This window comes from Sphingomonas pollutisoli (genome assembly GCF_029167165.1).
GTDB lineage: Bacteria > Pseudomonadota > Alphaproteobacteria > Sphingomonadales > Sphingomonadaceae > Sphingomonas > Sphingomonas pollutisoli.
This window is the reverse complement of record NZ_JARFNJ010000006.1, coordinates 285,069-310,413: the sequence shown is the minus strand read 5'-3', so window position 1 is coordinate 310,413 and position 25,345 is coordinate 285,069. Positions and strand designations below refer to the sequence as shown.

Here is a 25,345-nt window from a genome sequence, read left to right as displayed (position 1 = left end):
GTCACGCGCCTCGCCCCGATCGGATCATCGTCAGCCTGCCCGCCGAGCGGCCATCGCGGTCGGTGACGGTCACGTCGATGCGCAGGATTCGCGCATCCCCGGTCGCGGCGACGGTGCGGGTCCAGTTCCACGCCCTGCCGCCATTTTGCTCGACGCCGTTGGCGATGCCGAGCGCGGGCGGCTTGGCGTCCGTCACCGCCTCGATCGCGACGTTGCGGGCGACGATCTGCCCGGTCAGCGTGGTGTCGAGAATGCCGGCACCCCGGATCGTCGCGCCTTCGAGCCGGATCAGCGCGAGCGCGGCGAGGGCGAATACCGCGAGCGCGACCATCATCTCGATGAGGGTGAAGCCCCGCTCTCCAACCGTTCGTGTCGAGCGAAGTCGAGACACCTGCGCCCGACGCCTGTCCCTCGACTTCGCTCGGGACGAACGGGGGGCGACGCGCTTATCCACCGACCCGCACCGTCCCGTCCGCGCCGACATGCACGTCGCTCGCCTGCCCGTCGCGGAGCAGACGCACGTCGAACGGGCGGTCGGCGAGGCCGGTCGAATCGAACACGATTCGGTCGCGTCCGGCGATGCCGGTCGCCGCCTGCGTGCCCGCGCCCCATTGCGTCACCCGCAGCGGCTTGTCCGAGATCGCCTGCCATGTCCCGTCGCGCCGCACGTCGAAGCCATAGCCCGCCGCCGTCACCCAGATACTGACCGGACGCGCCTGGACGATGGCGAGATCGTGCGCCGCGCGCACGCGCAGCGCGAAACGCGCCGCCTCGTCGGCGAGCCGGCCGCGCGGATCGGGCAGGCTCAGCGCCACCGCCGCCGAGGCGAGGCCGATGACCGTGACGACGATCATCAGTTCGACCAGCGTGAAGCCGCGCTCGCGCGTGGCGTGCCGGTTACTCCCAGCTACCGATATCGGCATCGACGCCCTCGCCGCCATCCTTGCCGTCCGCGCCGAGCGTCCAGACATCCGCTTCGCCGTGCTGGCCGGGGGAGGCATAGAGATAGGGGCGGTTCCAAGGATCGAGCGGCAGCTTCTTGAGATAGCCGCCCTTCTGGTATTTGGACGCATCGACGCCCGCCGGCGCATTGACGAGCGCGTTCAGACCATCGGACGTCGACGGAAACGCGCCGTTCGACAGTTTGTAGAGTTCGAGCGCCTGTTCGATCGTGGCGATATCGGCCTTGGCGCGGGTGATGCGCGCCTTGTCGCCGCTCGGGAACACGTTGATGACGACGATCGCGGCGAGCAGGCCGATGATGACGATCACCACCATCAGTTCGACCAGCGTGAAGCCCTCCTGCATGGGGCGGCGCTTGCGGATCGGGGCCTTGCGATTCATGATGGTCCTCATTCGTGTCACTGGCCGGCCAGCGTGTTGAGCTGGAGGATCGGCAGCAGGATCGATAGCACGATCGTGGCGACGACACCCCCCATCACGACGATGATGAGCGGTTCGAGCAACGACAGCGCGGTCGCGGTGAAACGGTCGAACTCGCGCTCGAGATAATCGGCGGCGCGCGCGAGCATCTCGTCGAGCTGCCCAGCGGCCTCGCCCGAGGCGACCAGATAGGTCAGCAGCGGCGGGAACACGCCGGCGCGCAGCATCGCCGCCGACAGGCTGCCGCCGCCGCGAATCGACTCGACGATCTCGTCGGTGGCGCGCCGCAGCCGAGCGTTGTGGATCGTGCCCGAGGTCAGCACCAGCCCGTCGAGCAGCGGCAGCCGGCTCGACACCATCGTCGCGAGCGTGCGCGCCATCCGCGCCGCGTGGAGATCGCGCAGCAGCCGGCCGAGCAGAGGAAGGCGTAGCAGCCGGCTGTCGAACGCATATTTGATGCCCGGGCGCTTCATCCCCTGCCAGAAGCCGATGCCGCCCAGCACGATCATCAGCGCGATCAGCCACCACCAGCGCACCAGCGCGTGCGACACGCCGATCACGATCCGCGTCAGCAGCGGCAATTGCTGGCCGACGGTGTCGAACTGTTCGACCACTTGCGGCACGACGAACATCATCAGCGCGGTGACGACCGCGGTCGCCACCAGCGCGAGCACGCACGGATAGGCGAGCGCGGTCACGATCCGGCCGTTGATCTCGGCCTGCCGCTCCAGCAGCGCGGAGAGCCGTTCGAGGATCTCGGGAAGCGCGCCCGACCGCTCGCCCGCCGCGACCATCGCGCGGTAGAGCGGCGGGAAGCTCTTCGGCTCGCGCGCCATCGAATCGGCGAGGCGGCGGCCCTCCACCACGCCGGCGTGGACCGCATGGACGATGTCGCGGACATGGTCCTGCTCGGTCTGGCGCGTGATCGTGCGCAGCGCCTCTTCGAGCGGCGAGACGCGGTTGAGCGTTGCAAGCTGGCGCGTGAACAGCGTGAGCTGCTTGGTGCTCATCCGCCGGCGACCAATGCGGACGTTCGAGAAGAGCGCCTTGCCGCGCGGCGGCAGGGATGAGCCGGGTTCGAGCTTTAGGACGTACAGCCCCTTGCGATCGAGCATGGCGCGCGCGGAGTCGAGCGAGGACGCGGCGACGTGCCCGCGCACCTCGCGCCCCTTAGTGTCGACGACGAGATAGTCGAAGTCAGGCACTTATCTCCTCCCCTCCCTGGAAGGGAGGGGTCGGGGGTGGGTAGCTCTCGTTGGAACGCAGCGCCGGCCCCGAACCGACCCACCCCCTCCCTTCCAGGGAGGGGAGCAAGAAGGAAGGTTAGCCACGATCGACCGTTTCTGGCTCAACCACAAGCGGCGCCTCGACATCCGCCATGTCGCGCCGCGACACGCGTACCGCTTCCTCGGGCGTGGTCTTGCCCTCGCGCACCAGTTGCCGCGCCGCCGCACCGAGGTTCTGCGCGTGGAGGAAGGCGTGGCGCGCGATCAGCGATTCGTCGCCGCCGTCGTTGATGAGGCGGCGGAGCGTCTCGTCGATTCGCACCGCCTCGAACACGCCGATCCGGCCCTTGAAGCCGCTATGCCCGCACTCGTCGCAGCCGACCGCCTCATAAACGACCGTGCCGATATCGAAGCCGAGCAGCGCCGAGACCGATCCCGATGCCTGCACCGGCCGCCGGCATTGCTCGCACAAGCGCCGCACCAGCCGCTGCGCGATCACCGCGCGCAGCGTCGAGGCGAGCAGGAACGGCTCGATCTTCATGTCGCGCATCCGCGTGATCGCGCCGACCGCGTCGTTTGTGTGGACGGTCGAGAGCACGAGGTGACCGGTCAGCGACGCCTGCACGGCGATTTCGGCGGTCTCGCGATCGCGGATTTCGCCGACCATCACCACGTCCGGGTCTTGCCGCAGGATCGCGCGCAGCCCCGCCGCGAAGGTGAGCCCGACCTTGGGGTTGACCTGGGTCTGGCCGACACCGTCGATCGCATATTCGACCGGGTCTTCGACGGTCAGGATATTGCGGCTGCCGTCGTTGAGCAGGCGCAAGGCGGCGTAGAGCGTGGTCGTCTTGCCCGATCCGGTCGGCCCGGTGACGAGCACGATGCCGTTCGGCTCGGTCAGCGTCGCCTTGAGCATCGCGTTCATCGCATCGGTCATACCGAGCACGTCGAGCGTGATGCCGGCGTTCTCCTTGTCGAGAATGCGCAGCACCACACGCTCTCCCGCCCGGCTCGGCAGCGTCGAGACGCGCACGTCGAGCAGCTTCCCGCCGAGCGTCAGCCCGATGCGTCCGTCCTGCGGGATGCGCCGCTCGGCGATGTCGAGCCGCGCCATCACTTTCACGCGGCTAACCACCACCGGCGCGACGTGCGGCGGCATCCGCAGCGTCTCGCGCAGCACGCCGTCGATCCGCATCCGCACGACGAGGCCGGTCTCATACGGCTCGATGTGGATATCGGACACGCCGTTGCGCGCCGCGTCGGCGATGATGCCGTTGATGAGCCGGATCGCCGGCGCATCGTCGGCGGTGTCGAGCAGGTCGTCGGCGGTCGGCAGGTCGCCGGCGAGGATGTCGAGTTCGCCGGCCATGCCGATCCCGCCCGCCGCCATCGCGGCCGCCTGCCCGTCCATCGCGTAACGATCGGACAGGAGGCGATCGAACGCATCCGCCGGCACGATGCCGATGTCGAACGGCTGGGCGAGATGCCTGCGCAGTTCGAGCAGCACCCTGGGATCGCCGCCCTCGCGCATCGCGACGGAGAGATGCCCGTCGGCGGCATCGCCGAGCACCACCCCGAAGCGCCGCGCGAACGCATAAGGGATGGTGACGACGCCGGCGGGCAGGGCTGCGGGTTCGGCAAGGTCGAGCACCGAGGCCATCTTCATTTCTCCGGTCGGACGATCTGCGTCGAGTTTCTGACCACGGGCACGCCGATGCGCGGGTCTTCGATGTTGCCGGGCACGGGCGCGCTCGGGATCGGCGGCGCGGCGCCCATGTAATCGCGCACCAGCTCGTCGATCGAGGGCTCATCCACCGGGTTCTGCTGGCCCTGCTGGAGCCGCAGATAGCCGTAGCGCTGCGAGGTGAGCCGCTGCGTGTCCTCGGGCGTGCGCAGCACGGTCGGGCGGATGAAGATCATCAGATTGGTCTTGGTGCGCTGCTTCGCCTTGGAGCGGAACAACTGGCCGAGCGCGGGAATGTCGCCGAGCAGGGGCACCTTCTCGATCGTGCGGCGCTCATCGTCGCTGAGCAGGCCGCCGATGATCGCGATCTGGCCGTCATCGACCGTCATCGTCGTCTCGACCTCACGCTTGTTGAGGATCAAATCGCTATTGTCGCTGGAGACCGGACCGGCAACCGAACTGACCTGCTGGTGAAGGATCAGCTTGATCGACCCGCTCGAATTGACCTGCGGGCGGACCTGCAACTGGATGCCGACATTTTCGCGCTGGACGGTGCGGAAGGCGTTATCGAAATTCTGGCTGAGCGCCTGACCCGTCGTAATCGGTATCTCCTGCCCGACGAGGATGCGCGCTTCCTGATTGTCGAGCGTGGTAAGCGACGGGGCTTGCAGCAGGTTCGACGTGGTGTCGGACTTCACCGCGTTGATGATCGCGCCGAAGATCGCGTTCTTGCCGATGTTGGTGACGCCGCCGCCGAACCCGCCGGTCGCGCCGAGGATCGAGGTGAGCGCCGACTGGGCGAGCGCGTCGCTCACCGCATTGTTGGTGGTGGTGACGGTGGTGTTGCCGTTGACGGTGGTCGTGGTGGTGTTGAGCGACCGCGCGCCGACCGCGCCCGCGATCGTCAGCAGATTGGGCGCGGAGTTGCTGTAGCTAGTCGCGAAGGTGGGGATGCCGCTGCCGGGCAGGCCGGCGAGCAGGAACTGCACGCCGAGCTTGCTCGCGGTCGCATCCGACACTTCCGCGACGATCGCCTCGACGAGCACCTGCTCACGCCGCGTGTCGAGCTGGCGCACGACTTCGGACAATTGCCGCTGCACCTCGGCCGGCGCGGCGATGACGATCGCATTGGCGCCGGCGAAGCGCGTGACGACCGCGGCGGTCTTGCCGCCCTCGGCGGTGACGGCGGCCTGGGCCGGCGCGGTGCCGGTCTGCACCGGCTGGCTTTGCGGGGGTACGATGTTGGTGTTGGGCGATCCCGCGCCGAAGCCGTTCGACCCGCCGCCGCCGGTGCCGCCGAACGTCGATTGCGAGAGCTGCTGCGTCTGCACCGGCGTGGGCGCCTGGCCGACGAGTTGCTGGAGCACCGGCAGCAATTGCTCGGCATCGGCATTCTCGAGGAACACCACCTTGATCTCGGTGCCGTTCTTGGCGCGCGCATCGAGATCCTGCGCGACCGCCGCCAGCCGCGCGACGCTCGCCGTGTCGCCGCGCAGCGCGACGGCGTTCGAACTGGTGACCGCGACGACGCTCACCGCCGACGGGCTGCCGGGTTGCGCCGACCCGCCGGCGCCGCTCCCCTGCCCGGCGAGCGCCTGGAGCGCGCTCGCGATTTCGCGCGCGCCGGCATTCTTGAGCGCGATCACGCGCGTGGCCGCAGTGTCCGTGTCGATCCGGCGCAGCACCTCGCGCACGCGGCGCACGTTGTCGGCGAAATCGACGATGACGACCGAATTGCCGCCGCGATTCGCCGTGACCGAACCTTGCGTACTGACGAGGCCGCGCACCGTATCGACCGCCGAGGCGGCGTCGATCGAGCGCAGCCGGACGATTTCGGTGACGAGGCTGTTGCGCGCCGCGCCGCCGGTTCCGACCCGGCTCGGCTGCGACGCGGCATTGTCGACCGGCTGGATGCGGAACGCGCCGTTCGAGGTCGGCACCGCGACGAGGCCGTTGGCGCGCAACGTCGAGAGGAACACTTCGAAATATTCGGAGCGGGTGAGTGGCCGGTCTGTGACGACCGTCACCTTCCCCTGCACACGCGCGTCGATGATGAAGGTCCGGCCGGTCACGCGCGCGGCATCGGCGATGAAGGCGCGGACATCGGCGTCGCGCACGTTCATCGTCGTCTGCGCGGCAATCGGGCCGGCGCAGGCGAGCGCGAGCAAGGGAGCGAGAATCAGTTTCTTCATGGACCTGCTATCGTGATGGCGAGCGGCAGGGTCTGCTCGCCCCGTTCGACCGTGACCGAGAGTGTGCCGCCCCCGGCGAATTGACCGCCGAGACGTTCGAGATCGCCCGCTCCGCCGACCGGCCGCCCGTTGATCGCGGTGACGACGTCGCCGTCGCGGAGCCCCGCCTGGCGGAACGCGGTCGCGCCGCCCTGCGGGCGCACGACGAGGCCGCTGACCCGGCCGCCATCGACACGCGGGATGATGCCGGTCTCGGCGCGAAGCTGCGAGAGTGTCAGCCCCGCCGCCGGCGCACCGGGCGCGAGCAGCGATGCGGAGGGGGGCGGGGGCGCCGGCGGCGGCGCGGCGCCGGCATCGCCCTGGGCGAGGAACAGATCCTCGACCGCACCGCCCCGGTCGATGGTGACGTGATCGAACGCGACCGCCTTGAGCGTCGCGCCGGGCGCGAGCTCCTGCCCGACCGCGATGCTCTTCTGCACGCCGTCCGGCCCGGCGATGATCGCCGAGCCGCCGCCCATCGCGCCGTCGATCCGCGTGCCGAACAATGTCAATTGGAGCGACGTGACGGTCGCTGGCTGCGCGTCGCTGCCCGAGAGGCGGAAGAACGGATCGAAGCCGCGCAGCACGTCGCCCGGCGCACCGGGCACCGAGACTCCCGCCGGCCGCCAGTCACCGAGCGGGGCGACCGGGGTGACGACCGCCCACGCCAGCCGCGCGCATTGCACCGCCAGCACCGCGATCAGCGCCAGCTCGGCCGCCGAATAGACCGTGACCCGCGGTAGCCGGCGCAACAGCGCCCGGGCGCGCGGATCGAGAACCAATCGCATTCTGAACAGACCACCCCGGCAACCGTGCGCACCCGCTAGGAAAGATGTGTTACAGTCACAGGTCGGTCGTGTGAACCTTTTCCGCACGCGCTGCGGCGGCGGATCACCATGCCGTTCGGGCATGGTGGGCGCGACAGGGATTGAACCTGTGACCCCACCCGTGTGAAGGGTGTGCTCTACCGCTGAGCTACGCGCCCATCGCCTCTGCCCCGGTGGGGCCGCGATGCTTCATCGGCTTTCGCCAACGAAATAGGGCGGCTCGCCGCCGCCCTGTTCCGTGCCTCTTAAGACAGGCCATCGGGACTTGTCCAGCCCCTCCGGCACATTCCCGTCGTCAGTTCACCGAATCCTTGAGGCCCTTGCCGGCCTTGAACTTGGGCTGCGACGACGCCTTGATCGTCATCGGCTCGCCGGTGCGCGGGTTGCGGCCGGTCGATGCCTTGCGCTTGCTCACCGAAAACGTCCCGAAACCCACCAGACGCACCTCGTCGCCCTTCTTCAACGCCTCGGAGATCGCGTCGAACACAGCCTCGACCGCCTTGCTCGCATCACCCTTGCCGAGACCGGATGCGTCGGCAACCGTGCCGATCAACTCCTGCTTGTTCATGCCCGCGGAACCCCCGTTACAATGGAAACTGATTCTCGGCTCAAAAAGCCGGTATTCCAGTAACGACAGGCGGGCCGGGGCTGTCAAAGCAATTTGCGTTCAACCCCGACAAAACGCGGCGGAATTCCGTCTCTTCCGCCGCGTTAACGATCAATGTCGACGCTCGCCGCCGATCGGGGCGACGCTCACCGGCGGTTGCGCGGCGAGATCATCCTCCTCGGTCCACGAGATCGGCTCGATCGGCGCGGTGAGCGCCAGACGCAGCACCTCGTCGACATGGCTGACGGGTACGATCTTCAGCCCCGCGCGAATATTGGCCGGGATCTCGGCGAGATCCTTCTCATTCTCCTGCGGGATCAGCACCGTGGTGATGCCGCCGCGCAGCGCCGCGAGCAGCTTCTCCTTGAGGCCGCCGATCGGCAGCACGCGGCCGCGCAGCGTCACCTCGCCGGTCATCGCCACCTCGCGGCGCACCGCAACACCGGTGAGGGTCGAGACGATCGAGGTGACGATGCCCACGCCCGCCGACGGACCATCCTTGGGCACGGCACCCTCGGGCAGGTGGATGTGGATGTCCTTGCGCGCGAACAGGCTCGGCTTGATGCCGTAGCTGGGCGACCGCGCCTTGACGAAGCTGAACGCCGTCTCGATCGACTCCTTCATCACGTCGCCGAGCTTGCCGGTCACTTTGGCGGCGCCCTTGCCCGGCACGGTGACGCTCTCGATGGTCAGCAACTCGCCGCCCACCTCGGTCCAGGCGAGACCAGTGACGGCACCGATCTGATTCTCCTCTTCCCCGAGGCCGTGACGATATTTCTTCACGCCCGCGAAGTCGGCGATGTTGTCGGGCGTGATCGTGACGGTCTCGTCCTTGCCTTCGAGAATGCGGCGCAGGGCCTTGCGCGCGAGCTTGGCGATCTCGCGTTCCAGCGTGCGCACCCCCGCCTCTCGCGTGTAATATTGGATCAGCGCGCGCAGCCCTTCGGTGGTGAGCGTGAACTCACCGTCCTTGAGCCCGTGCGCCTCGATCTGCTTGCCGATCAGGTGACGCTCGGCGATCTCGACCTTCTCGTCCTCGGTATAGCCTTCGAGCCGGATGATCTCCATGCGGTCGAGCAGCGGCTGCGGCAGGTTGAGCGTGTTTGCGGTCGTCACGAACATCACGTCCGACAGATCGATGTCGATCTCCAGATAATGGTCGTTGAACTTGCTGTTCTGCTCGGGATCGAGCACCTCAAGCAGCGCCGAGGCCGGGTCGCCGCGGAAATCCTGGCCAAGCTTGTCGATTTCGTCGAGCAGGAACAGCGGGTTGCTGGTGCCGGCCTTCTTGAGATTGGTCACGATCTTGCCCGGCAGCGAGCCGATATACGTGCGGCGGTGGCCGCGAATTTCCGCTTCGTCGCGGACCCCGCCCAAAGACTGGCGAATGAATTCGCGCCCCGTGGCCTTCGCGATCGACTTGCCGAGGCTGGTCTTGCCGACGCCGGGCGGGCCGACGAGGCACAGGATCGGCCCCTTCAGCTTGTTGGTGCGCGCCTGTACCGCGAGATATTCGATGATCCGGTCCTTGACCTTCTCGAGCGCATAATGGTCCTCGTCGAGGACCGCCTGCGCGGCTGAAATGTCGCGCTTGATCTTGGACCTTTTGCCCCACGGCAGGCCGAGCAGCACGTCGAGATAGTTGCGCACGACGGTCGCCTCAGCGCTCATCGGCGCCATCGTCTTGAGCTTCTTGAGTTCGGCGGTCGCCTTGGCGCGCGCTTCCTTCGAGAGCTTGAGCGTCGCGATCTTCTGGGTCAGCTCGGCGATCTCGTCACCCTCGCCTTCCTCGCCCTCGTTGCCGAGTTCGCGCTGGATCGCCTTCAACTGCTCGTTGAGGTAATATTCGCGCTGGGTCTTCTCCATCTGGCGCTTGACCCGGCTCTTGATCTTCTTCTCGACCTGGAGGACGCCGAGCTCGCCTTCCATGAAGGCGAACACCATCTCCAGCCGCTTGGCCGGGTCGGTCTCGACCAGCAAAGCCTGCTTGTCCGAAACCTTGACCGAGATGTTGGCCGCGACCGAGTCGGCGAGCTGGCTCGGCTCCTCGATCTCGCTCAATTGTACCGCGGTTTCCGCCGGCAGCTTGCGGTTGAGCTTGGCGTAATTCTCGAACTGATCGATCACCGAGCGCATCAGCGCGGCGACCTCATGCGTCACCTGCTTCTCCGCCTCGGCGAGATCGTCGGCACCGGCATCACCCTCCAGCAGATCGACCGAGGCGGTCAGATGGCCCTCGGACGTTGCGAGATCGCTGAACTTCGCACGCTTCTTGCCCTCGACCAGCACGCGCACCGTGCCATCGGGCAGCTTCAGCAATTGCAGCACGGTGGCGGTGACACCGATGTCGTAGAGGTCGTCGCGATCGGGGTCGTCCTCGGCCGGATCGAGCTGCGCGACCAGGAAAATCTCCTTGTCGGCGGCCATCGCCGCTTCCAGCGCCGCGACCGACTTGTCGCGGCCGACGAACAGCGGCACGATCATGTGCGGGAAGACAACGATGTCACGTAGCGGCAGAACAGGGTAGATTTGGGTCATGGAAACTCCGGGGAACGCGAACGACGCGCCTTGTTCTTCCTTATATGGTGTGTGCGCGCTTTCCATCAATCGCCGTTCGCCGATGAACGGGGCATGAGGATACCCACCGCGGTCCTGCCGGCGGCGGCGCTGCTGCTCGGCGCGGCCGATCTGCCCGGTCCGGGCGAACCCGCACTGACACCGCAGACCGCGCGTTCGGGCGGCCCGATCGACCCGGAGCAGGCGAAACTGTCTTTCGACGCGGCCGATCTGCGGTTCGAAGTGTTCCCAGAAGCGGAGCGGATCGCCGGCGTGGCGGCGCTGAGCTTCACCGCGCGCGCGCCGCTCGATCGGTTGCTGATCGATCTCGACCGCAACTTGCCGGTCAGTGCGGTCGCGATCGACGGCGTGGCGCTACCGGCGCGCGCCTGGAGCAACCCGGAGGGCAAGCTCACGATCACGCTGCCGCATCGCGTGGCGGCGGGCGGGCGGGTGAGCGCGCGCATCACCTACGCAGGCACACCGCATGTCGCGGTGAAGGCGCCGTGGGACGACGGCTTCGTCTGGGCCAAGACCCCCGACGGCCACCCGTGGGTGGCGACCACCGCCGAAGGCAATGGCTGCGACCTGTTCTGGCCGTGCCTCGACTTCCCGACCGGGCGGCCCGGCGTCGCGACGCTGCACATCACCGTGCCTGCGGGCCTGAAGGCACCCTCCAACGGCAAATTGCTCGGCATCGACACGCTCGCCGATGGCCGCACCACCTGGACCTGGCGCGTCAAACACCCGACGACCTACGGCATCGCGCTCAACGTCGGCCCCTATGAGCAACTCTCGGGCAGCTACAAGAGCCGCTTCGGCAACACGATCCCGCTCTTCTACTGGTACCTGCCCGGCGAGGACACGCAGGCGCGCGCGCTGTTCGCCGAGTTCGCGCCGGCGCTCGACTTCTTCGAAAGCGAGATCGGCCCCTACCCCTTCGGCGACGAAAAGCTCGGCGTGGTCGAGACCCCGCACAAGGGCATGGAGCACCAGACGATCAACGCCTATGGCAACGGCTATGCCAAGGCGCCGGAGGGTTTCGACTGGCTGTTCCAGCACGAGCTCGCGCACGAATGGTTCGGCAACCAGCTTTCCGCGCGCGACTGGGACGATTTCTGGCTGCACGAGGGCTATGCGACCTACATGCAGCCGTTCTACGGCCTGTGGCGCGAGGGCGATGCCCGCTACGCGACGATGCTCGACGACCAGCGCGACAAGATCACCAATCTGCGGCCGATGGTTTCGGGCGCGTCCCGCACCGAAGAGGATGTCTACCGGATCGATCGCGGCGGCCCGGGGCAGGACATCTATTACAAGGGCGCGTGGATGCTCCACACCTTGCGCTGGCTGATCGGCGACCGCGCGTTTCGCGATGTGACCCGGCTGGCGGTCTATGGGCGGAGCGATCCCAAGCCGGGCAATTTCACCCCGCGTTTCGTGACGAGCGCCAACTATCAGGCGATCGTCACGCGCGTGACCGGCAAGGATTACGGTTGGTTCTTCGACGTCTATCTGCGCCAGGCCGCGCTGCCCGACCTGCTGAGCGAGCGGCGTGACGGTGCGCTGAACCTGCACTGGGCGGCACCGGGCGGGCGGCCCTTCCCGATGCCGGTGGCGGTGCGGGTCGCCGGGCGGACGGTCCGGTTGGCGATGGCGAACGGCACCGGCCGCATCGCGGTGGCCGCCGGCGCGCATGTCGTGATCGACCCCGACGCGCGGGTGTTGCGGCGCTCGGCGGCGGTGGAGGCGTATCAAGCGTGGCGGGACGCGCAGCGCAAGGCGCAGTGATGCCACTATGTCCCCACCGTTCGCACTGAGCGAAGTCGAAGTGCGTGCCTTTGAAAGCGGCGCGCTCGTGACACGTGCTTCGACTTCGCTCAGCACGAACGGTGAAGGAGGCTCACGTTTGACTGCCCGCGAACGGTGAAGAAAGGTGACGTTTCGCCACCCGCCGTTCGTGCTGAGCGAAGTCGAAGCACGGATTTCGCGACCCGCGTTGGAGCCGATACCAAGGAAACGAAAAGAGCGGCCTGCGCCGGCAGACCGCTCTTTCAACAGGCTTGGAAAGGCGGGTGGCTTACGCCGCGCCCGCCCCCGCCTTGTCCTTCTTCGCATAGACGCGGATCGGTTCCTTGCGGCCTTCGATCACGTCCTTGTCGATCATCACCTCGTCGACGCCGTCCATGCCGGGCAGATCGAACATCGTATCGAGCAGGATGCCTTCGAGGATCGAGCGCAGCCCGCGTGCGCCGGTCTTGCGCTCGATCGCCTTCTTGGCGACCTGCGTGAGCGCGTCCTCGGTGAAGCCGAGCTTGACCGTCTCCATGTCGAACAGCTTCTGATACTGTTTGACCAAAGCGTTCTTCGGCTCGGTGAGGATCGTCACCAGCGCGGGGACATCGAGATCCTCGAGCGTCGCGATCACCGGCAGGCGGCCGACGAATTCGGGGATCAGGCCGAACTTGAGCAGATCCTCGGGCTCGACCGACTTGAGCGTCTCGCCGGTGCGGCGCTCCTCGGGGCTGGCGACATAGGCGCCGAAGCCGATCGACTTGCCCTGCAGACGATCGCCGATGATCTTCTCAAGCCCCGAAAACGCGCCGCCGCAGATGAACAGGATGTTGGTCGTATCGACCTGGAGGAACTCCTGCTGCGGATGCTTGCGCCCGCCCTGCGGCGGCACGCTCGCGGTGGTGCCTTCCATCAGCTTGAGCAGCGCCTGCTGAACGCCCTCACCCGACACGTCGCGCGTGATCGAGGGGTTCTCGGCCTTGCGGCTGATCTTGTCGATCTCGTCGATATAGACGATGCCGCGCTGCGCGCGCTCGACATTATAGTCGGACGCCTGAAGCAGCTTGAGGATGATGTTCTCGACATCCTCGCCGACATAGCCGGCCTCGGTGAGCGTGGTCGCGTCGGCCATCGTGAACGGCACGTCGAGGATGCGCGCCAGCGTCTGCGCGAGCAGGGTCTTGCCGCATCCGGTCGGGCCGACGAGCAGGATGTTCGACTTGGCGAGCTCGACGTCGGCACCCTTCTGGCCGTGGTTGAGCCGCTTGTAATGGTTGTGGACCGCCACCGACAGCACGCGCTTGGCGCGCTTCTGGCCGATCACATAATCGTCGAGGACATCGCAGATCTCCTGCGGGGTCGGCACGCCGCCGTCCTTCTTCGACACCAGCGCCGACTTGGTCTCCTCGCGGATGATGTCGTTGCACAGCTCGACGCACTCATCGCAGATGAACACGGTCGGCCCGGCGATCAGCTTGCGCACCTCGTGCTGCGACTTGCCGCAGAAGGAGCAATACAGCGTGCTTTTCGAGTCGCCGCCACTCAGCTTGGTCATAAAATCTCGTGTCCCAATGCCCCTTGTGGGGACGAAAGCATAACAGACTAGGCGCGTTTCCGGCTATCGGGCAATGCCGAATATCGCTTTGCCCCGGCGGTTACGGCCTGATGAGAGGTGATATGGGCACAGTTTGCGGCGTAACAAGCGGCGCGGCACCGCCCATCCGGGCGGATCATATCCCGAACGGACGCGACGCCCCGCCGCCGCCAACCGGCGGCGGAGCGCCTAGCGACCCCGGTTCTCAGGCGGCGGGTAGCGCCGGCGGGGTGGCGCCGTCGTCGGCGATCGCCGGGCGCTTGTCGAACACCTGATCGATCAGCCCGAACGCCTTGGCCTCTTCCGCCGACATGAAGTTGTCGCGGTCCATCGCGCGTTCGATCTCCTCGAGCGTCTTGCCGGTGTATTTGGCGTAGAGCGAGTTGAGGAAATGGCGCATCCGCAGGATCTCACGCGCCTGGATCTCGATGTCGCTGGCCATGCCCTGCGCGCCGCCCGAAGGCTGGTGGATCATGATCCGCGAGTTGGTGAGCGCGACGCGCATCCCCGGCTCGCCGGCCGACAGCAGGAAGCTGCCCATCGACGCGGCCTGGCCGATGCAAACCGTGCCGACGCGCGGGCGGATGTATTGCATCGTGTCATGGATCGCCATGCCCGCCGTGACGACACCGCCCGGCGAGTTGATGTACATGAAGATGTCCTTCTTCGGGTTTTCCGATTCCAGGAACAGAAGCTGGGCGGTGATGATCGAGGCCATGTGATCCTCGACCCCGCCGGTCACGAAGATGATCCGCTCGCGCAGCAGCCGCGAATAGATGTCGAAGCTGCGCTCGCCGCGGTTGGATTGCTCGATGACGATGGGAACGAGGCCGGCCTGAGTCGGCTGCTGGGCGACGAGCCCCGCCGCGCTGAGGGGAGCCATGAAATCGCCGGTGTCGAACGGGTTGCGCATGATGTTCTGTACGTCCTTTATGCCCTTGCGGTCGCCTACATCGGCACTCCGCCGGGACTTGGCAAGTGTGCCCTGCCGTTCGTGCTGAGCGCAGTCGAAGCACGTGTCCCGCACGCCGCGCTGGTTGGCACGCCCTTCAACAAGCTCAGGGCGAACGGTATGTGAAGTTTCAGCCCTCGCGCCTCTCAACGCCCGGCGCGCGGTGCGAGAGGTAGGCGAGCCGGCGCATCTCGCGCCGGCCACGCACTACGGTGTCGAGGATCAGCCCCGCAAACAGGCACAGCGCAGCCAGGATCATCAGGCCGGTCACCATCACCGCGGTCGGCAGGCGGGGCACGAGATGCGTGTGCATGTAGGTGATGACGAGCGGTACCGCGAGCAGCAGCCCCAGCAGCGCCAGCACCGCGCCGATCGCGCCGAAGAACAGCACGGGGCGCTCGATCCGGTACAGCGTTAGGATGGTGCGCAGGATGCGGAAGCCGTCGCGGTAGGTGCTGAGCTTGGAGGCCGAGCCTTCGGGCCGCTCGTAATAGGGTGTCGCCACCTCGGCGACGGGCATGCGCAATTCGAGCGCGTGGACGCTGATCTCGGTCTCGATCTCGAACCCCGCCGAGAGCACGGGGAAGCTCTTGACGAAGCGGCGCGAGAAGACGCGGTAGCCCGACAGGATATCGGTGAAGCTGCGCCCGAACAGCCGCGCGAGCATGCCGGTCAGCACCGCATTGCCGAAGCGGTGGCCGCGCCGGTACGCCGCTTCGATCTGCGTGATGCGCGCGCCGACGATCATATCGAGCTGTTCGCCAAGCAGCCGGGCGACCATCGCCGGCGCCGAGGCGGCGTCATAGGTCGCGTCGCCATCCGCCATCACATAGACGTCGGCATCGACATCCGCGAACATCCGCCGCACCACCGCGCCCTTGCCCTGGATGCGCTCGGTACGGACGATCGCGCCCGCCGCGCGCGCGACCTCGACGGTGCGGTCGCGGCTGTTGTTGTCATAGACGTAGATGTCCGCGCCGGGCAGCGCGGCGCGGAACCCGGCCACCGTCGCCGCGATCGCGGCTTCCTCGTTATAGCAGGGGAGCAGGACGGCGATGCGGGGTTCTGGCAAGCGCGCCCTCCAGAGGCTGAAGCAAATCAAGCGTCAGGATAATCGAGACGCCGCCCCGACCACAACCGTCACCCCGGGAGCACGTCCGGGGCGACCAGAGTCCTGACGGTAAAGCGCCTACCCCGCCCGCACGTAAAGACGCAGGCGGGGCTGTCGGGGCTCACGCCTCGGTTTCGGTCTTCTTGGCGGCAGCCTTCTTGGCCGGCTTCTTGGGCCCGGCGGCGGTTTCGCCCGCTTCGCCTTCGGCCTTGGGCGCTGCCTTCTTGGCGGCCGGCTTCTTGGTCGCGGCCTTCTTGACCGGTTCCTCGGCGGTGGCTTCCGCCGGGGCGGGATCGGCCGAATCGTCGGCCTTCAGCTCGGTCGCGTCGGCGTGGTCATGGCCATGATCGTCGCCATGGGCGTGATCGTGGTCGTGATGGTCGTGGCCGTCATGGTCATGATCGCCGTGGTCATGGTCATGGTTATGGTCGTGGATGTGCGTGCCGCTCGCGAAGCCGTCCTCGCTCTCGATCGCTTCCTGAAGCTCCTCGCGGGTCACTTCGCGGTCGGTGATCTCGGCCTTTTCGAACAGGAAATCGACGACCTTGTCCTCGTACAGCGGCGCGCGGAGCTGGGCTGCGGCCATCGGCTCCTGCTGGATATACTGGAGGAAGCGCTGGCGATCCTCGGGGCCGTATTGCTGGGCGGCCTGCGCGATCAGGCGGTTCATTTCCTGCTGAGTCACCTCGACGCCATTGGCCTGGCCGATCTCCGACAGGAGCAGGCCGAGACGGACGCGACGCTCGGCGATCTTGCGGTAATCGTCGCGCTCCTTCTCCATCTCCTCAAGCGCGGCGGCCGGATCGGCCTCGTGGGTCGCTTCGTGCTGGAGCTGCTGCCAGATCTGGTCGAACTCGGCCTCGACCATCGTCGGCGGCACTTCGAAATCATGGCCCTCGGCGAGCTGGTCGAGCAGCTTGCGCTTCATGTGCGTGCGGGTGAGGCCATTGAGCTCCTGCTCGATCTGGCCCTTGAGCAAGCCCTTGAGCTGCTCGAGGCTTTCGAGGCCGAGCGAGGTGGCAAGCGTGTCGTCGATGACCGTCTCGCCCGGAGTCTGCACCTTGGTCGCGGTGATCTCGAAGGTGGCGGGCTGGCCGGCGAGGTTCTCGGCCGGGTAATCGGCGGGGAAGGTCACGTTGAGCACGCGCTCCTCGCCCTGCTTCACGCCGACGAGCTGGTCCTCGAAGCCGGGGATCAGGCGGCCCGAGCCGATCTCGACGCCCATGTCGGTGCCGGTGCCGCCCTCGAAGGCGACGCCGTCGGCGGTCTTGCCGACGAAATCCACGGTGACAAGATCGCCCTGCGCGGCCTCATGATCCTCGGGCGCGTCGTCCCACTTCTTCTGCTGCTCGGCGAACTTGGCGACCTGCGCATCGACTTCGGCTTCGCCAGCCGGCACCGTCAGGCGCTCGAGCTTGAGCCCGTCGATCGCCGGGGTCGGCACGTCGGGAAGCACTTCGAGCGAAACCTTGACCTCGGCATCGTTGCCGATCTCGAAACCCTCGTCGAGCGAGACCGACGGTTGGATCGCCGGACGCAGCCGCTGTTCGGCGATCAGCGTCTGGATACCGTCCTGGATCGCCGAGTTGAGCGCGTCCTGGGTGAGCGCGGGGCCATGCATCTTGCGCACGAGGTTGGCGGGAACCTTGCCGGGGCGGAAGCCGGGCATGCGGATCTGCGGTGCGACGCGCTTCAGCTCGGCATCGACCTTCGAATCGATCTCGGCGGCCGTGATGGTGAGGGTGTAGGCGCGCTTGAGCCCCTCGTTGAGCGTCTCGACAGTCTGCATGGGTCTTCTCAGGCCTCTTCACGAATCGGAATCGCGGTGGCCCTTGCACACGCGGCGGCGACTGGTGCGGGCGAAGGGACTCGAACCCCCACATCTTGCGATGGCAGGACCTAAACCTGCTGCGTCTACCAGTTCCGCCACGCCCGCATGGGACACCGCCGGTGTGGGGGGCGTCTATAGCAAGGATCGGCGGCGGAGCAAGCCACGCCGTCACGCCCGTGAAATCTTCGTGAAACTTCGCGGGCGGCCGGTTCGTTTGATACCGAACACGAGGAGAAACCCGATGGCCACCACGCCCCCGACCGAATTGCCCCCGCAGCCGACCCAGCCCGGCACACCCGAAACCCCGCCGCCCGAGGTGACACCGACCACGCCCGATATCGACGTGCCCGCGCCGATGCCGACCAGCGACCCCGCCGTCGCGCCCGGCCAGCCGACCGACCTCGGAGATTTCGCATGAGCGGCGGGTCTGAATCCCGCGATGCCTATCCGCCCCGCGAGGATGAGCGCAGCGACATCCAGCAAATCGTCGAGGCGCGCAAGGACGCGGTCGAGCGCGGCGAAGGCGGCCCCGAGCCGGACCCGCTGGCGCGCCAGGGTGAGGCCGACGGCGTCGGCGGCACCGGCGGCGTCGTGAAGAACCAGGATAGCGACGCGCAGTAACGCGCCCCGTCGTGACGTTTACGGGTTCGGTGCCGCCCCGATCCGCGCGCTGGCGGCGAGCGCGCGGAAGCCGGCGATGTCGCGGTCGTAATAATAGATGTCCGGCGCTTCGAAGGTCGCCATGTAGAGCTTGCCCGCGATGATCGCGGCATACCCCTCGCCCTTGCGGCGGACTTCCTCGTCGGGCCGGGTGAAGCGGTAGGTGAAAGTGACGCCTTTCGCGCCGGCGAAGGTGCAAGGCGCGACGCTCTCGATCGTCATCAGCGGTGTGGCGAGCGCGATGAGATAGCTGTTTTCGAGCAGCGCCGGAATATCGGTCAGCAGCATCGTCGCGCTGAACCGCGGCAGCGGCTTCACCCGTCTGTTGACCTCGCGGAACAGGGTGCGATCGGTCTCGATGCCGCCGTAGAAGGTGACGTCGTTGAGGCCGTCGCCGTCGAGCGTCCATGTCTCCGAATTGCGCCCCGGTCGCGCGCCCATCTTGTTCCACTCGCGATCGGGCGTGATCGTCAGCGCCGATTTGGCGACGGCGACGGCCTGCGCCTTCGCGATCAACGTGTTGCCGGCGTGCGCGGGCGCGCCGGACAGGAGCAGCGCGGTGAGCGCGAGGACCGGGGCGGCTTTTCTCAGGGTCATGACATGGACCTTCATGGCAGCAGGGTCTGGATCATCGCGCGGTCGGGCGCGTCGGGGCGCAGCGCGAGATAGCGTTTGAGCGCCTCGGCGCCCTGCGCGTCGCCGCCGCGGAGCCGCGCGAGACCGAGGCCGCGATACGCATCGGCATCGGCCGGATCGAGCGCGATCGCCTGCGCGTAGAAGCCAGCCGCCGAGACGAGATCGCGCGGATTGCCGCGCGCGCGGTACAGGTCGCCACGCGCGCGGAGCAACTCGGCGTCCCACGCGTCGCCGGCAAGCTGGCCGAACAGATATTCGGTGCCGCCGAAATCGTTGAGCTTGAGCTGATCGGCGATGAACGCGCCGCGCAGCGGCTTGATTGCGGTGCGCAGCACGTCGTGGCCGGTATCCCCCTGCCCCATTCCCGCTACGAGCCCGCGCAGATAGGTCGCGCGTTCGAGATTGGTGGGGTGGCTGGCGAAGAACGAAAGCCGATCGTAGCGGTGGCTCTTCTGCTTGCGCCCGAACGATGTCGCATCGGCCTCGTCCATCGCGCGGGTCCAGATATCGGGGAGCGCTTTGGGGTCATAGCCGGCGGCGAGCATGTATTTCGCGCCGAGCATGTCGGCCTCGCGTTCTTCGTCGCGGTTGAACGCGAAGATCGATCCGATCGTGGAATGGCTCACGTCAACCGCAGCGCTGCGGATTTGGTAGGAGGCGCCGCTGGCGGCGATCACACCCATCCATGCTGCGACATCGGTCATCGATCGGCTGTGCTGGAAGCGGTGCAAACCGTGGCGCTGCTCGAAATGTGCGAATTCGTGCCCGAGCACCGCTGCCAGTTCGGCTTCGTCGCGTACCCGCATGAACAATCCCGTGTTCACGACCAGCGTGCCGTTTGGCGTCATTGAGGCGTTGAACTCGGGATCGCGAATCACATAGACGCGAGTACCCATGCAGCGTTCGGCCCCAACCGTCCGACACAACACCGCTCGAACATAGCCGGTGAGCGTAGCGTCCTTCACGACGAACGCCGAATCGCGCAGCGTTCGCTCGGCCTCGTCGAGCTGCATCCACAGCCCGCGCTCGTCGACGCTCTGCGGCTCGTAAGCACCCGCATAGGGCGGCAGCGGCGGCCTGGGCACGCTCGCCGCGATACCGAGCACCGCCGCCGCGCCGAGCAGCGCGAACCGGCGCAACCGCGGCATCACCGCGGCATCACCGCGCGGCCGGCGCGGCGGTGGGCGTGCTACCCGGAAAATTCTCGAGCAATTGGCGCACACGCTTCTGGGCGCCTTCCGCCGTGCGCACGTCACCGCCCATCTGCTGATCGGCGTTGAGCCAGACGAGATCGCCGCTGCGCAGATCGACCAGCCCCGCATAGCCGCGATGCTCGCCCGATTTGACCGTGACATAGGCCATCGCCGCGAACACCTGGAGCAGCTTGCGGCCGGTCGAGCCGTATTGGTCCTCATCGAAGATGAAGAGCGCGTAATCGCAGCCGGTGCCCTTGGCGATCTCGGCGACCCCCGGCCCCATCGTCCACTTGAACGCGCCCTTGCGCTTCTTGGTGGGCAGGCGATTGCCGGGGAAGAACTGATATCGGATCACCGAATCGGCCAGCACCGAGAACAGCGCGCGGTATCCCGCCAAGGTGGTGGCGGCCGGGCCGATCGGCTCCTCGGCGACGATCACCGCATTGCCGAGCCCTTGCTGCGCGACCGCGAGCGCCGCGCCGAGATTGTCGCGCGCCTGCGCGGTCCAGTCCGCGTTCGGTTCGAACATGCCGCCGGTCGATTGCGCGCCGACGGTGATGCTGGGGCGGATCAGCAGAATTTTGGCCGAGCCGGGCGGCAGGGTGAAACCCGGCTTGCTGCCGGACTTTTCCTGCGCGCCCGCGGGCACGCCCGCCAGAAGACAGGCGGCGAGCGCCGCCGCGAATAGTCCGTGTCGCATGTATCCCCCCGGATCGCGATGTCCCCACATCGCGACCGAGACTTACGAGATCATGGTTCCAGCGGCAAGATGCTTAGATCGATACTTGCGGCGACTTCACACCGGCCGGAACAGCGTGAAACCGCTCGGCAGCCGTTTCGGCGCCTTGCCCGCAAGGGTCGCCTCGATCGCGTCGATCGCGGCGAGCAGATCGCGTTGCACATACGGCTTGGCGAGACACCCCACCGCAACGGCGCGGCCACCTTCGGGACATTCGCCGGTCACGAACATCGCGGGCAGACCGGCCGCGTGCGCGGCACGCGCGACGTCGATGCCGCTACCATCGGACAGTCGCACATCGACGAGCACCAGATCGACGTCCTGCGGACGGCGCAGCACGGCGAGCGCTTCGGCGACACGGTCGACCGTCGCGACGATCTCGAACTCGGCCTCGCGCAGGAAATGCTCGGTATCGAACGCGACGAGCGGCTCGTCCTCGACAATGAGCAACCGACTGATCCGCCGCTTTTTCCGTCCGAACAGCATGTCCGGTTGTCCCGCCTTCCCTTGCCGCACCGACGCGGCCTCGCCTGTCCTCGTTACGCTTGCGTCCCTTAACGCGCCGTGTTCGAATCGGTGACAAGAAATTTTGCGCGCGCGGACAGGGAAATTCGCTATAGGATCGCGGTGCAAAGACCTACTTCCAAAACGCCATCGGACTCGCCACCGCGTTCCGACCAGCGCATCGCCAAATTGCTCGCCCGCGCGGGCGTCGCCTCGCGGCGCGAGATCGAACGCATGATCGCGGACGGTCGCGTCGCGCGCAACGGCATCGTCATCGACACGCCGGCGACGGTCCTCGCCTCGCTCGACGGGGTGACGGTGGACGGCGCGCCGGTCGAGGCGCCCGCGCCGGCACGGCTGTTCCTGTACCACAAGCCGCCCGGGCTTCTCGTCACCGAACATGATCCCGCCGGGCGCCCGACGATCTACGACCGGCTGCCCAAGACGCTGCCGCGCGTGATGCCGGTCGGGCGGCTCGATCTCGCGACCGAAGGGCTGCTGCTGCTCACCACCGACGGCGAGTTGAAGCGTCAGCTCGAACTGCCCGCGACCGGCGTGCAGCGCGCGTACCGGGCGCGCGCCTACGGCCCGATCACGCAGGAGCAACTCGAGGAGCTGATCCACGGCATTGAGATCGAGGGTGTGCGCTACGGCTCGATCGACGCCAATCTGGAGCGGCGCACCGGCGCGAACGTCTGGATCGAGATGATCCTGACCGAAGGCAAGAACCGAGAGGTGCGGCGCGTGCTCGATTACCTCGGGCTCAAGGTCTCGCGGCTGATCCGCACGCGCTATGGCCCGTTCGTGCTCGGCGATCTCGCGCCCGGCGCGGTCGGCGAGGTGCGCGGGCATGACGTCGCCTCGTTCCGCAAGAACCCGACCCGGCTCGACCTGCCGCAACCGGCGCGATCGCGTTCGCCGGAGCCGGTGTATGACGCCGTCAAGCCCGCTCCCCGCGCGCGCGGAGAGGGTATGGGAGAGCGGCGCGGCGCGTCTGCGGCGCCGAAGACCCGCGGCGCAGTCGCACCGCGCATCACCCGCGAAGCCGCCGCCAAGGCCGATCGCGCTTCCTTCGCGGACGTGCGCGCGCCGCGCAAACCCGGCGCGCGCTCGGCCAGCGCAGCCAGCCAGCCACGCGACGCGTCGAAGCCTGCGCCGCGCCGCGCCGCCACGACCAGTCCGCGCGAGTCGACCTGGTCGCCGCGTGACAGCCGCCCCGCCGACGGCCCCGCCGCCAGCCCGGCGCCGGTCAAGCCCAAGCGCTTCTACGACGCCAAGCCCAAGGCCGGCACCACCCCGGCGCGTGGCGAGGGCACCTCGCGCGCGCGCCGCACCGCGACCGATCCGCGCCCCAAGCGCGACCGCGCGCCCGGTGAGCGCCCCACTCCGCCGCGCGGCCCCGCACGCCCGTCCAAACCCCGCCCACCCCGGACCCGTAAATAATGCGCATCATCGCTGGAGAATGGCGCGGTCGCGCGCTCGTCGCCCCCAAGGGCGACGCCACCCGCCCCACCGCCGACCGCGTGCGCGAGGCATTGTTCTCGATGCTGACCAGCCGGCTCGGCAGTTTCGAGGGGCTCGCGGGCGCCGATCTGTTCGCGGGCTCGGGCGCGCTCGGGCTGGAAGCACTGTCGCGCGGCGCCGCCTCGTGCCTGTTCGTCGAACAGGACAAGGCCGCGCTCGACGCGCTGCGCGCCAACATTGCCAAATTGGGTGCGAAGGCGGACGTGCGCGCGCAATCGGTGCTGGCGCTCGGCCCGGCACCCAAGCCGCTCGACCTGATCCTGATGGACCCGCCCTATGACAGCGGCGCGGGCGCGGTCGCGCTCGACAAGCTCGCGCGGCTCGGCTGGGTGGGCGACGCGACCTTGGTGAGCGTGGAAACCGCCAAGCGCGAGCCGCTGGAGGTGGCGGGCTTCGTCGAGGACACGACCCGCGTGTTCGGCAAGGGGCGGATCACGCTGCTGCGGCGGGGGTAACGGCGGCGGGCGCTGTGGCCGGTCGCCCGATGTGGCGCGGCGAGCAGCGAGTCTCCCGCCCCTTCCGTTCGCCCCGGGCGCAGCCGAAGGGTGTACGTCCGGCGAGTCGCTTGCGGCGCATGCTTCGACTGCGTTCAGCATGAACGGAAATGGGATCGGCGGCTGTCGCCCAACCCCTGTTATTCAGTTGGTCGAAGCACGATCCCAAGACCGCGCGTTCAACCCGCCGGTCCGATCAAGGTGCTTGCGATTTCTCTTTCCGCCGATGGAACCGCCAATCGATCAGGCGTGACCAACATCGACGCCACGACAGCCGCGCCACAGAAATCGAAGATACCATCCTCGATCTGCACCTTCATCGCCTCGCGATAGCCGCGTCTGACGTAAGTCGCCTCGCTGGCAGCGGCGATCGCGACGAGGCTGACCTTCAGCCGGCCAAGCCGCTTCGTGATGCGTCCCTCGGCGTCCTCATCAAAAGCCCAGCCAGCGACGAATACGCGGTCGATCCAGCCCTTCAGCAAGGCGGGCATCGCCCACCAATAGACCGGGTAGACCAGGATGAGGTGATCTGCTCGATCGATCCGTCGCTGTTCCTCCCGCACATCGTCGGGCAGGGAGGCTTTGCCCAAGAAGGCTGCATGATCTGCTGCCCCGAATACGGGATTGAACCTTTCCGCCGCCAAGTCGACCATCTCGGCATCGTGGCCACGGGCCTGCAGCGCGTCGACGATCGCACTTGTCACGGCGCGGGTCAGCGAAGACTCCGCGGGATGCGCCATGAGAACCAGCGCCTTCTGCGTGGTGGCTTCCGAAGACGGGCGGGTCATGCGCACGGAAGCGCCACGAGCCGGCCGCCCTCCTGCGTCAGACGCTCCAGATATTCGCCATGGTCAACGATTTGATAGGGAAAGAACAGTCCGGCCTCCGTCGCCGGCTTGCCATCCAGCCCGGCGAGGCGTTCAAGCACCATGCTGATGCCCAGTGCCGTGAGCGGAGCCGCCCCGCCTGGATGGAAAACAGCATGGCGGGTGCGTAGCGGTTTGCCCGCATCGTCAAGTCCGGACAGCTCGATGATGATTTCGGTCGATTTGGCGCCCCCTGCCCGTCTGCTGGAGCTGATCCCCGTTCCGATGCCGAATTCGACGTCGCTGGCACCCGTCACCGCCGCCAGACCCGCGATGTCGATCGACGAGAAACCCGAAGCCGTTAGTTCCGTGCCGTCGATCGCCCGGAATGCAAAGCCGGCATCCTCGCCCTTGCGCCAAACGAACGCGCCGTCCCGCCGTGCCAGGACGGAGGAAATGACGGAGGTAAATCGCTCGAAATCCTCCGTTACGGCCGGGCCGCCCCAGTCTTCCTCATCGACCAGGGCGCCGATCCTGATGCTGGCAACGCGCGAATAGGCCTTGGCCGCGGTGAGCGTCGCGATGGTTGTGGCACCGACCAACCATTCATATCCGAGAACCATGGCCGCTGTGTCGGGGCGTTGCATGTGGATCGCGATTTCGGGTGCGACCTCATAAAGTCCGGTCGAGATGCCGAGGTGCGCTATCCCCCGCGCATGGGCATAGCGCAGGCTGGCGAGCCGGTGATCGGTATAGAGCACGGCAACTGCTCCGATCGGTCGTTGGCCAAGACCAAGATCGTCCGCGTGCGGATCGATGACTACGCCTTCGGCAGTATCCAGTGCGCCCGCGACCTGCTCGGCCTTTTGCAGGTTCCTGCTGCCAATGAGCAAAGGGAGATCGGGGTACCGCTTACGCAAAGCCTGGATGGTGAAATGGCCGATCTGGCCAGTGCCGCCCAACAGGGGGATGGGTGAGATGGACATTGCT

General features: G+C 67.4%; 24 protein-coding genes and 2 tRNA genes. 5 read left to right on the top strand and 21 right to left on the bottom strand.

All coding sequences use genetic code 11. From position 1 onward, the window contains the following. Position 1: 1 nt before the first annotated feature. From gspI to lon, 10 genes are all read right to left on the bottom strand, one after another. The gene (gene gspI, locus PX554_RS15465) at positions 2-391 is read right to left on the bottom strand and encodes a type II secretion system minor pseudopilin GspI (protein ID WP_256326199.1); all 390 of its coding nucleotides are present in this window, start codon (positions 389-391) and stop codon (positions 2-4) included. A gap of 55 nt (positions 392-446) precedes the next feature. Then, complete coding sequence (locus PX554_RS15460; protein WP_093223893.1) at positions 447-923, bottom strand: GspH/FimT family pseudopilin; 477 nt, start codon at positions 921-923, stop codon at positions 447-449. Further along, positions 898-1,344 (bottom strand): type II secretion system major pseudopilin GspG, encoded by a 447-nt coding sequence (gene gspG / locus PX554_RS15455; RefSeq protein WP_176787133.1) that lies wholly within the window; start codon positions 1,342-1,344, stop codon positions 898-900. Before gspG ends, PX554_RS15460 begins: the two co-directional genes overlap by 26 nt. Before the next feature lie 17 nt (positions 1,345-1,361). Further along, the gene (gene gspF / locus PX554_RS15450) at positions 1,362-2,588 is read right to left on the bottom strand and encodes a type II secretion system inner membrane protein GspF (protein ID WP_275503182.1); all 1,227 of its coding nucleotides are present in this window, start codon (positions 2,586-2,588) and stop codon (positions 1,362-1,364) included. A gap of 118 nt (positions 2,589-2,706) precedes the next feature. Beyond that, positions 2,707-4,269, bottom strand: coding sequence for a GspE/PulE family protein (locus PX554_RS15445; protein WP_275503320.1), 1,563 nt, complete (start codon positions 4,267-4,269; stop codon positions 2,707-2,709). A 2-nt stretch (positions 4,270-4,271) separates the two neighbouring features. Then, positions 4,272-6,485 carry a type II secretion system secretin GspD gene (gene gspD, locus PX554_RS15440; protein ID WP_275503181.1) on the bottom strand — a complete coding sequence of 738 codons (2,214 nt, stop codon included), beginning with the start codon at positions 6,483-6,485 and terminating at the stop codon, positions 4,272-4,274. Continuing rightward, entirely contained in the window at positions 6,482-7,312 is an 831-nt protein-coding gene (locus PX554_RS15435; protein ID WP_275503179.1) for a type II secretion system protein N, read from the bottom strand. The genes gspD and PX554_RS15435 overlap by 4 nt, the downstream gene beginning before the upstream one ends. 122 nt (positions 7,313-7,434) lie before the next feature. Next, positions 7,435-7,509, bottom strand: a tRNA-Val gene (locus PX554_RS15430). A gap of 137 nt (positions 7,510-7,646) precedes the next feature. Further along, a complete protein-coding gene (locus PX554_RS15425; protein WP_093223901.1) occupies positions 7,647-7,919 on the bottom strand; it encodes an HU family DNA-binding protein in 273 nt (90 codons plus the stop codon). Positions 7,920-8,069: 150 nt separating this feature from the next. Further along, the gene (lon, locus tag PX554_RS15420) at positions 8,070-10,496 is read right to left on the bottom strand and encodes an endopeptidase La (protein WP_275503176.1); all 2,427 of its coding nucleotides are present in this window, start codon (positions 10,494-10,496) and stop codon (positions 8,070-8,072) included. Positions 10,497-10,589: 93 nt separating this feature from the next. Here lon and PX554_RS15415 point away from each other — a divergent pair, with 93 nt between their 5' ends. After that, positions 10,590-12,305 (top strand): M1 family metallopeptidase, encoded by a 1,716-nt coding sequence (locus PX554_RS15415; RefSeq protein ID WP_275503174.1) that lies wholly within the window; start codon positions 10,590-10,592, stop codon positions 12,303-12,305. Positions 12,306-12,594: 289 nt separating this feature from the next. On the opposite strand, the gene clpX is transcribed toward PX554_RS15415, so the two are convergent. The 5 genes from clpX to PX554_RS15390 form a co-directional block, all read right to left on the bottom strand. Further along, on the bottom strand, positions 12,595-13,863 hold the full coding sequence (gene clpX / locus PX554_RS15410) for an ATP-dependent Clp protease ATP-binding subunit ClpX (protein WP_093223904.1): 1,269 nt from the start codon (positions 13,861-13,863) through the stop codon (positions 12,595-12,597). Between the two features lie 244 nt (positions 13,864-14,107). Beyond that, positions 14,108-14,815, bottom strand: a complete 708-nt coding sequence (gene clpP, locus PX554_RS15405; RefSeq protein WP_093223906.1) for an ATP-dependent Clp endopeptidase proteolytic subunit ClpP — start codon at positions 14,813-14,815, stop codon at positions 14,108-14,110. A 169-nt stretch (positions 14,816-14,984) separates the two neighbouring features. Further along, positions 14,985-15,926, bottom strand: coding sequence for a glycosyltransferase family 2 protein (locus PX554_RS15400; RefSeq protein WP_176787135.1), 942 nt, complete (start codon positions 15,924-15,926; stop codon positions 14,985-14,987). A gap of 160 nt (positions 15,927-16,086) precedes the next feature. Further along, positions 16,087-17,754, bottom strand: coding sequence for a trigger factor (gene tig / locus PX554_RS15395; protein WP_275503166.1), 1,668 nt, complete (start codon positions 17,752-17,754; stop codon positions 16,087-16,089). A gap of 62 nt (positions 17,755-17,816) precedes the next feature. Beyond that, positions 17,817-17,901: transfer RNA gene (locus PX554_RS15390), tRNA-Leu, on the bottom strand. A 136-nt stretch (positions 17,902-18,037) separates the two neighbouring features. Here PX554_RS15390 and PX554_RS15385 point away from each other — a divergent pair. Further along, on the top strand, positions 18,038-18,214 hold the full coding sequence (locus PX554_RS15385) for a hypothetical protein (RefSeq protein WP_176787136.1): 177 nt from the start codon (positions 18,038-18,040) through the stop codon (positions 18,212-18,214). Beyond that, a complete protein-coding gene (locus PX554_RS15380) occupies positions 18,211-18,417 on the top strand; it encodes a hypothetical protein (protein WP_275503164.1) in 207 nt (68 codons plus the stop codon). The genes PX554_RS15385 and PX554_RS15380 overlap by 4 nt, the downstream gene beginning before the upstream one ends. 18 nt (positions 18,418-18,435) lie before the next feature. Here PX554_RS15380 and PX554_RS15375 read toward each other — a convergent pair whose 3' ends face one another. The 4 genes from PX554_RS15375 to PX554_RS15360 all read right to left on the bottom strand — a co-directional run bounded on the left by PX554_RS15375 (position 18,436) and on the right by PX554_RS15360 (position 21,513). Then, positions 18,436-19,053 (bottom strand): hypothetical protein, encoded by a 618-nt coding sequence (locus PX554_RS15375; protein WP_275503162.1) that lies wholly within the window; start codon positions 19,051-19,053, stop codon positions 18,436-18,438. 11 nt (positions 19,054-19,064) lie between these two features. After that, positions 19,065-20,240 (bottom strand): M48 family metallopeptidase, encoded by a 1,176-nt coding sequence (locus tag PX554_RS15370; protein ID WP_275503161.1) that lies wholly within the window; start codon positions 20,238-20,240, stop codon positions 19,065-19,067. 10 nt (positions 20,241-20,250) lie between these two features. Next, complete coding sequence (locus tag PX554_RS15365) at positions 20,251-20,988, bottom strand: hypothetical protein (protein WP_275503158.1); 738 nt, start codon at positions 20,986-20,988, stop codon at positions 20,251-20,253. Between the two features lie 96 nt (positions 20,989-21,084). Then, complete coding sequence (locus tag PX554_RS15360) at positions 21,085-21,513, bottom strand: response regulator (protein WP_093223914.1); 429 nt, start codon at positions 21,511-21,513, stop codon at positions 21,085-21,087. 141 nt (positions 21,514-21,654) lie between these two features. On the opposite strand from PX554_RS15360, the gene PX554_RS15355 reads away from it, so the two are divergent. Both PX554_RS15355 and rsmD read left to right on the top strand, forming a co-directional pair. Further along, positions 21,655-22,974 (top strand): pseudouridine synthase, encoded by a 1,320-nt coding sequence (locus PX554_RS15355; RefSeq protein ID WP_275503154.1) that lies wholly within the window; start codon positions 21,655-21,657, stop codon positions 22,972-22,974. Continuing rightward, on the top strand, positions 22,974-23,510 hold the full coding sequence (gene rsmD, locus PX554_RS15350) for a 16S rRNA (guanine(966)-N(2))-methyltransferase RsmD (protein WP_275503152.1): 537 nt from the start codon (positions 22,974-22,976) through the stop codon (positions 23,508-23,510). The genes PX554_RS15355 and rsmD overlap by 1 nt, the downstream gene beginning before the upstream one ends. A 218-nt stretch (positions 23,511-23,728) precedes the next feature. Here rsmD and PX554_RS15345 read toward each other — a convergent pair whose 3' ends face one another. After that, positions 23,729-24,337: an NAD(P)H-dependent oxidoreductase gene (locus PX554_RS15345; RefSeq protein WP_275503318.1), complete on the bottom strand. Its 609-nt coding sequence runs from the start codon at positions 24,335-24,337 to the stop codon at positions 23,729-23,731. Continuing rightward, on the bottom strand, positions 24,334-25,341 hold the full coding sequence (locus PX554_RS15340) for an NAD(P)-dependent oxidoreductase (protein ID WP_275503149.1): 1,008 nt from the start codon (positions 25,339-25,341) through the stop codon (positions 24,334-24,336). Before PX554_RS15340 ends, PX554_RS15345 begins: the two co-directional genes overlap by 4 nt. Between the last annotated feature and the right edge of the window lie 4 nt (positions 25,342-25,345).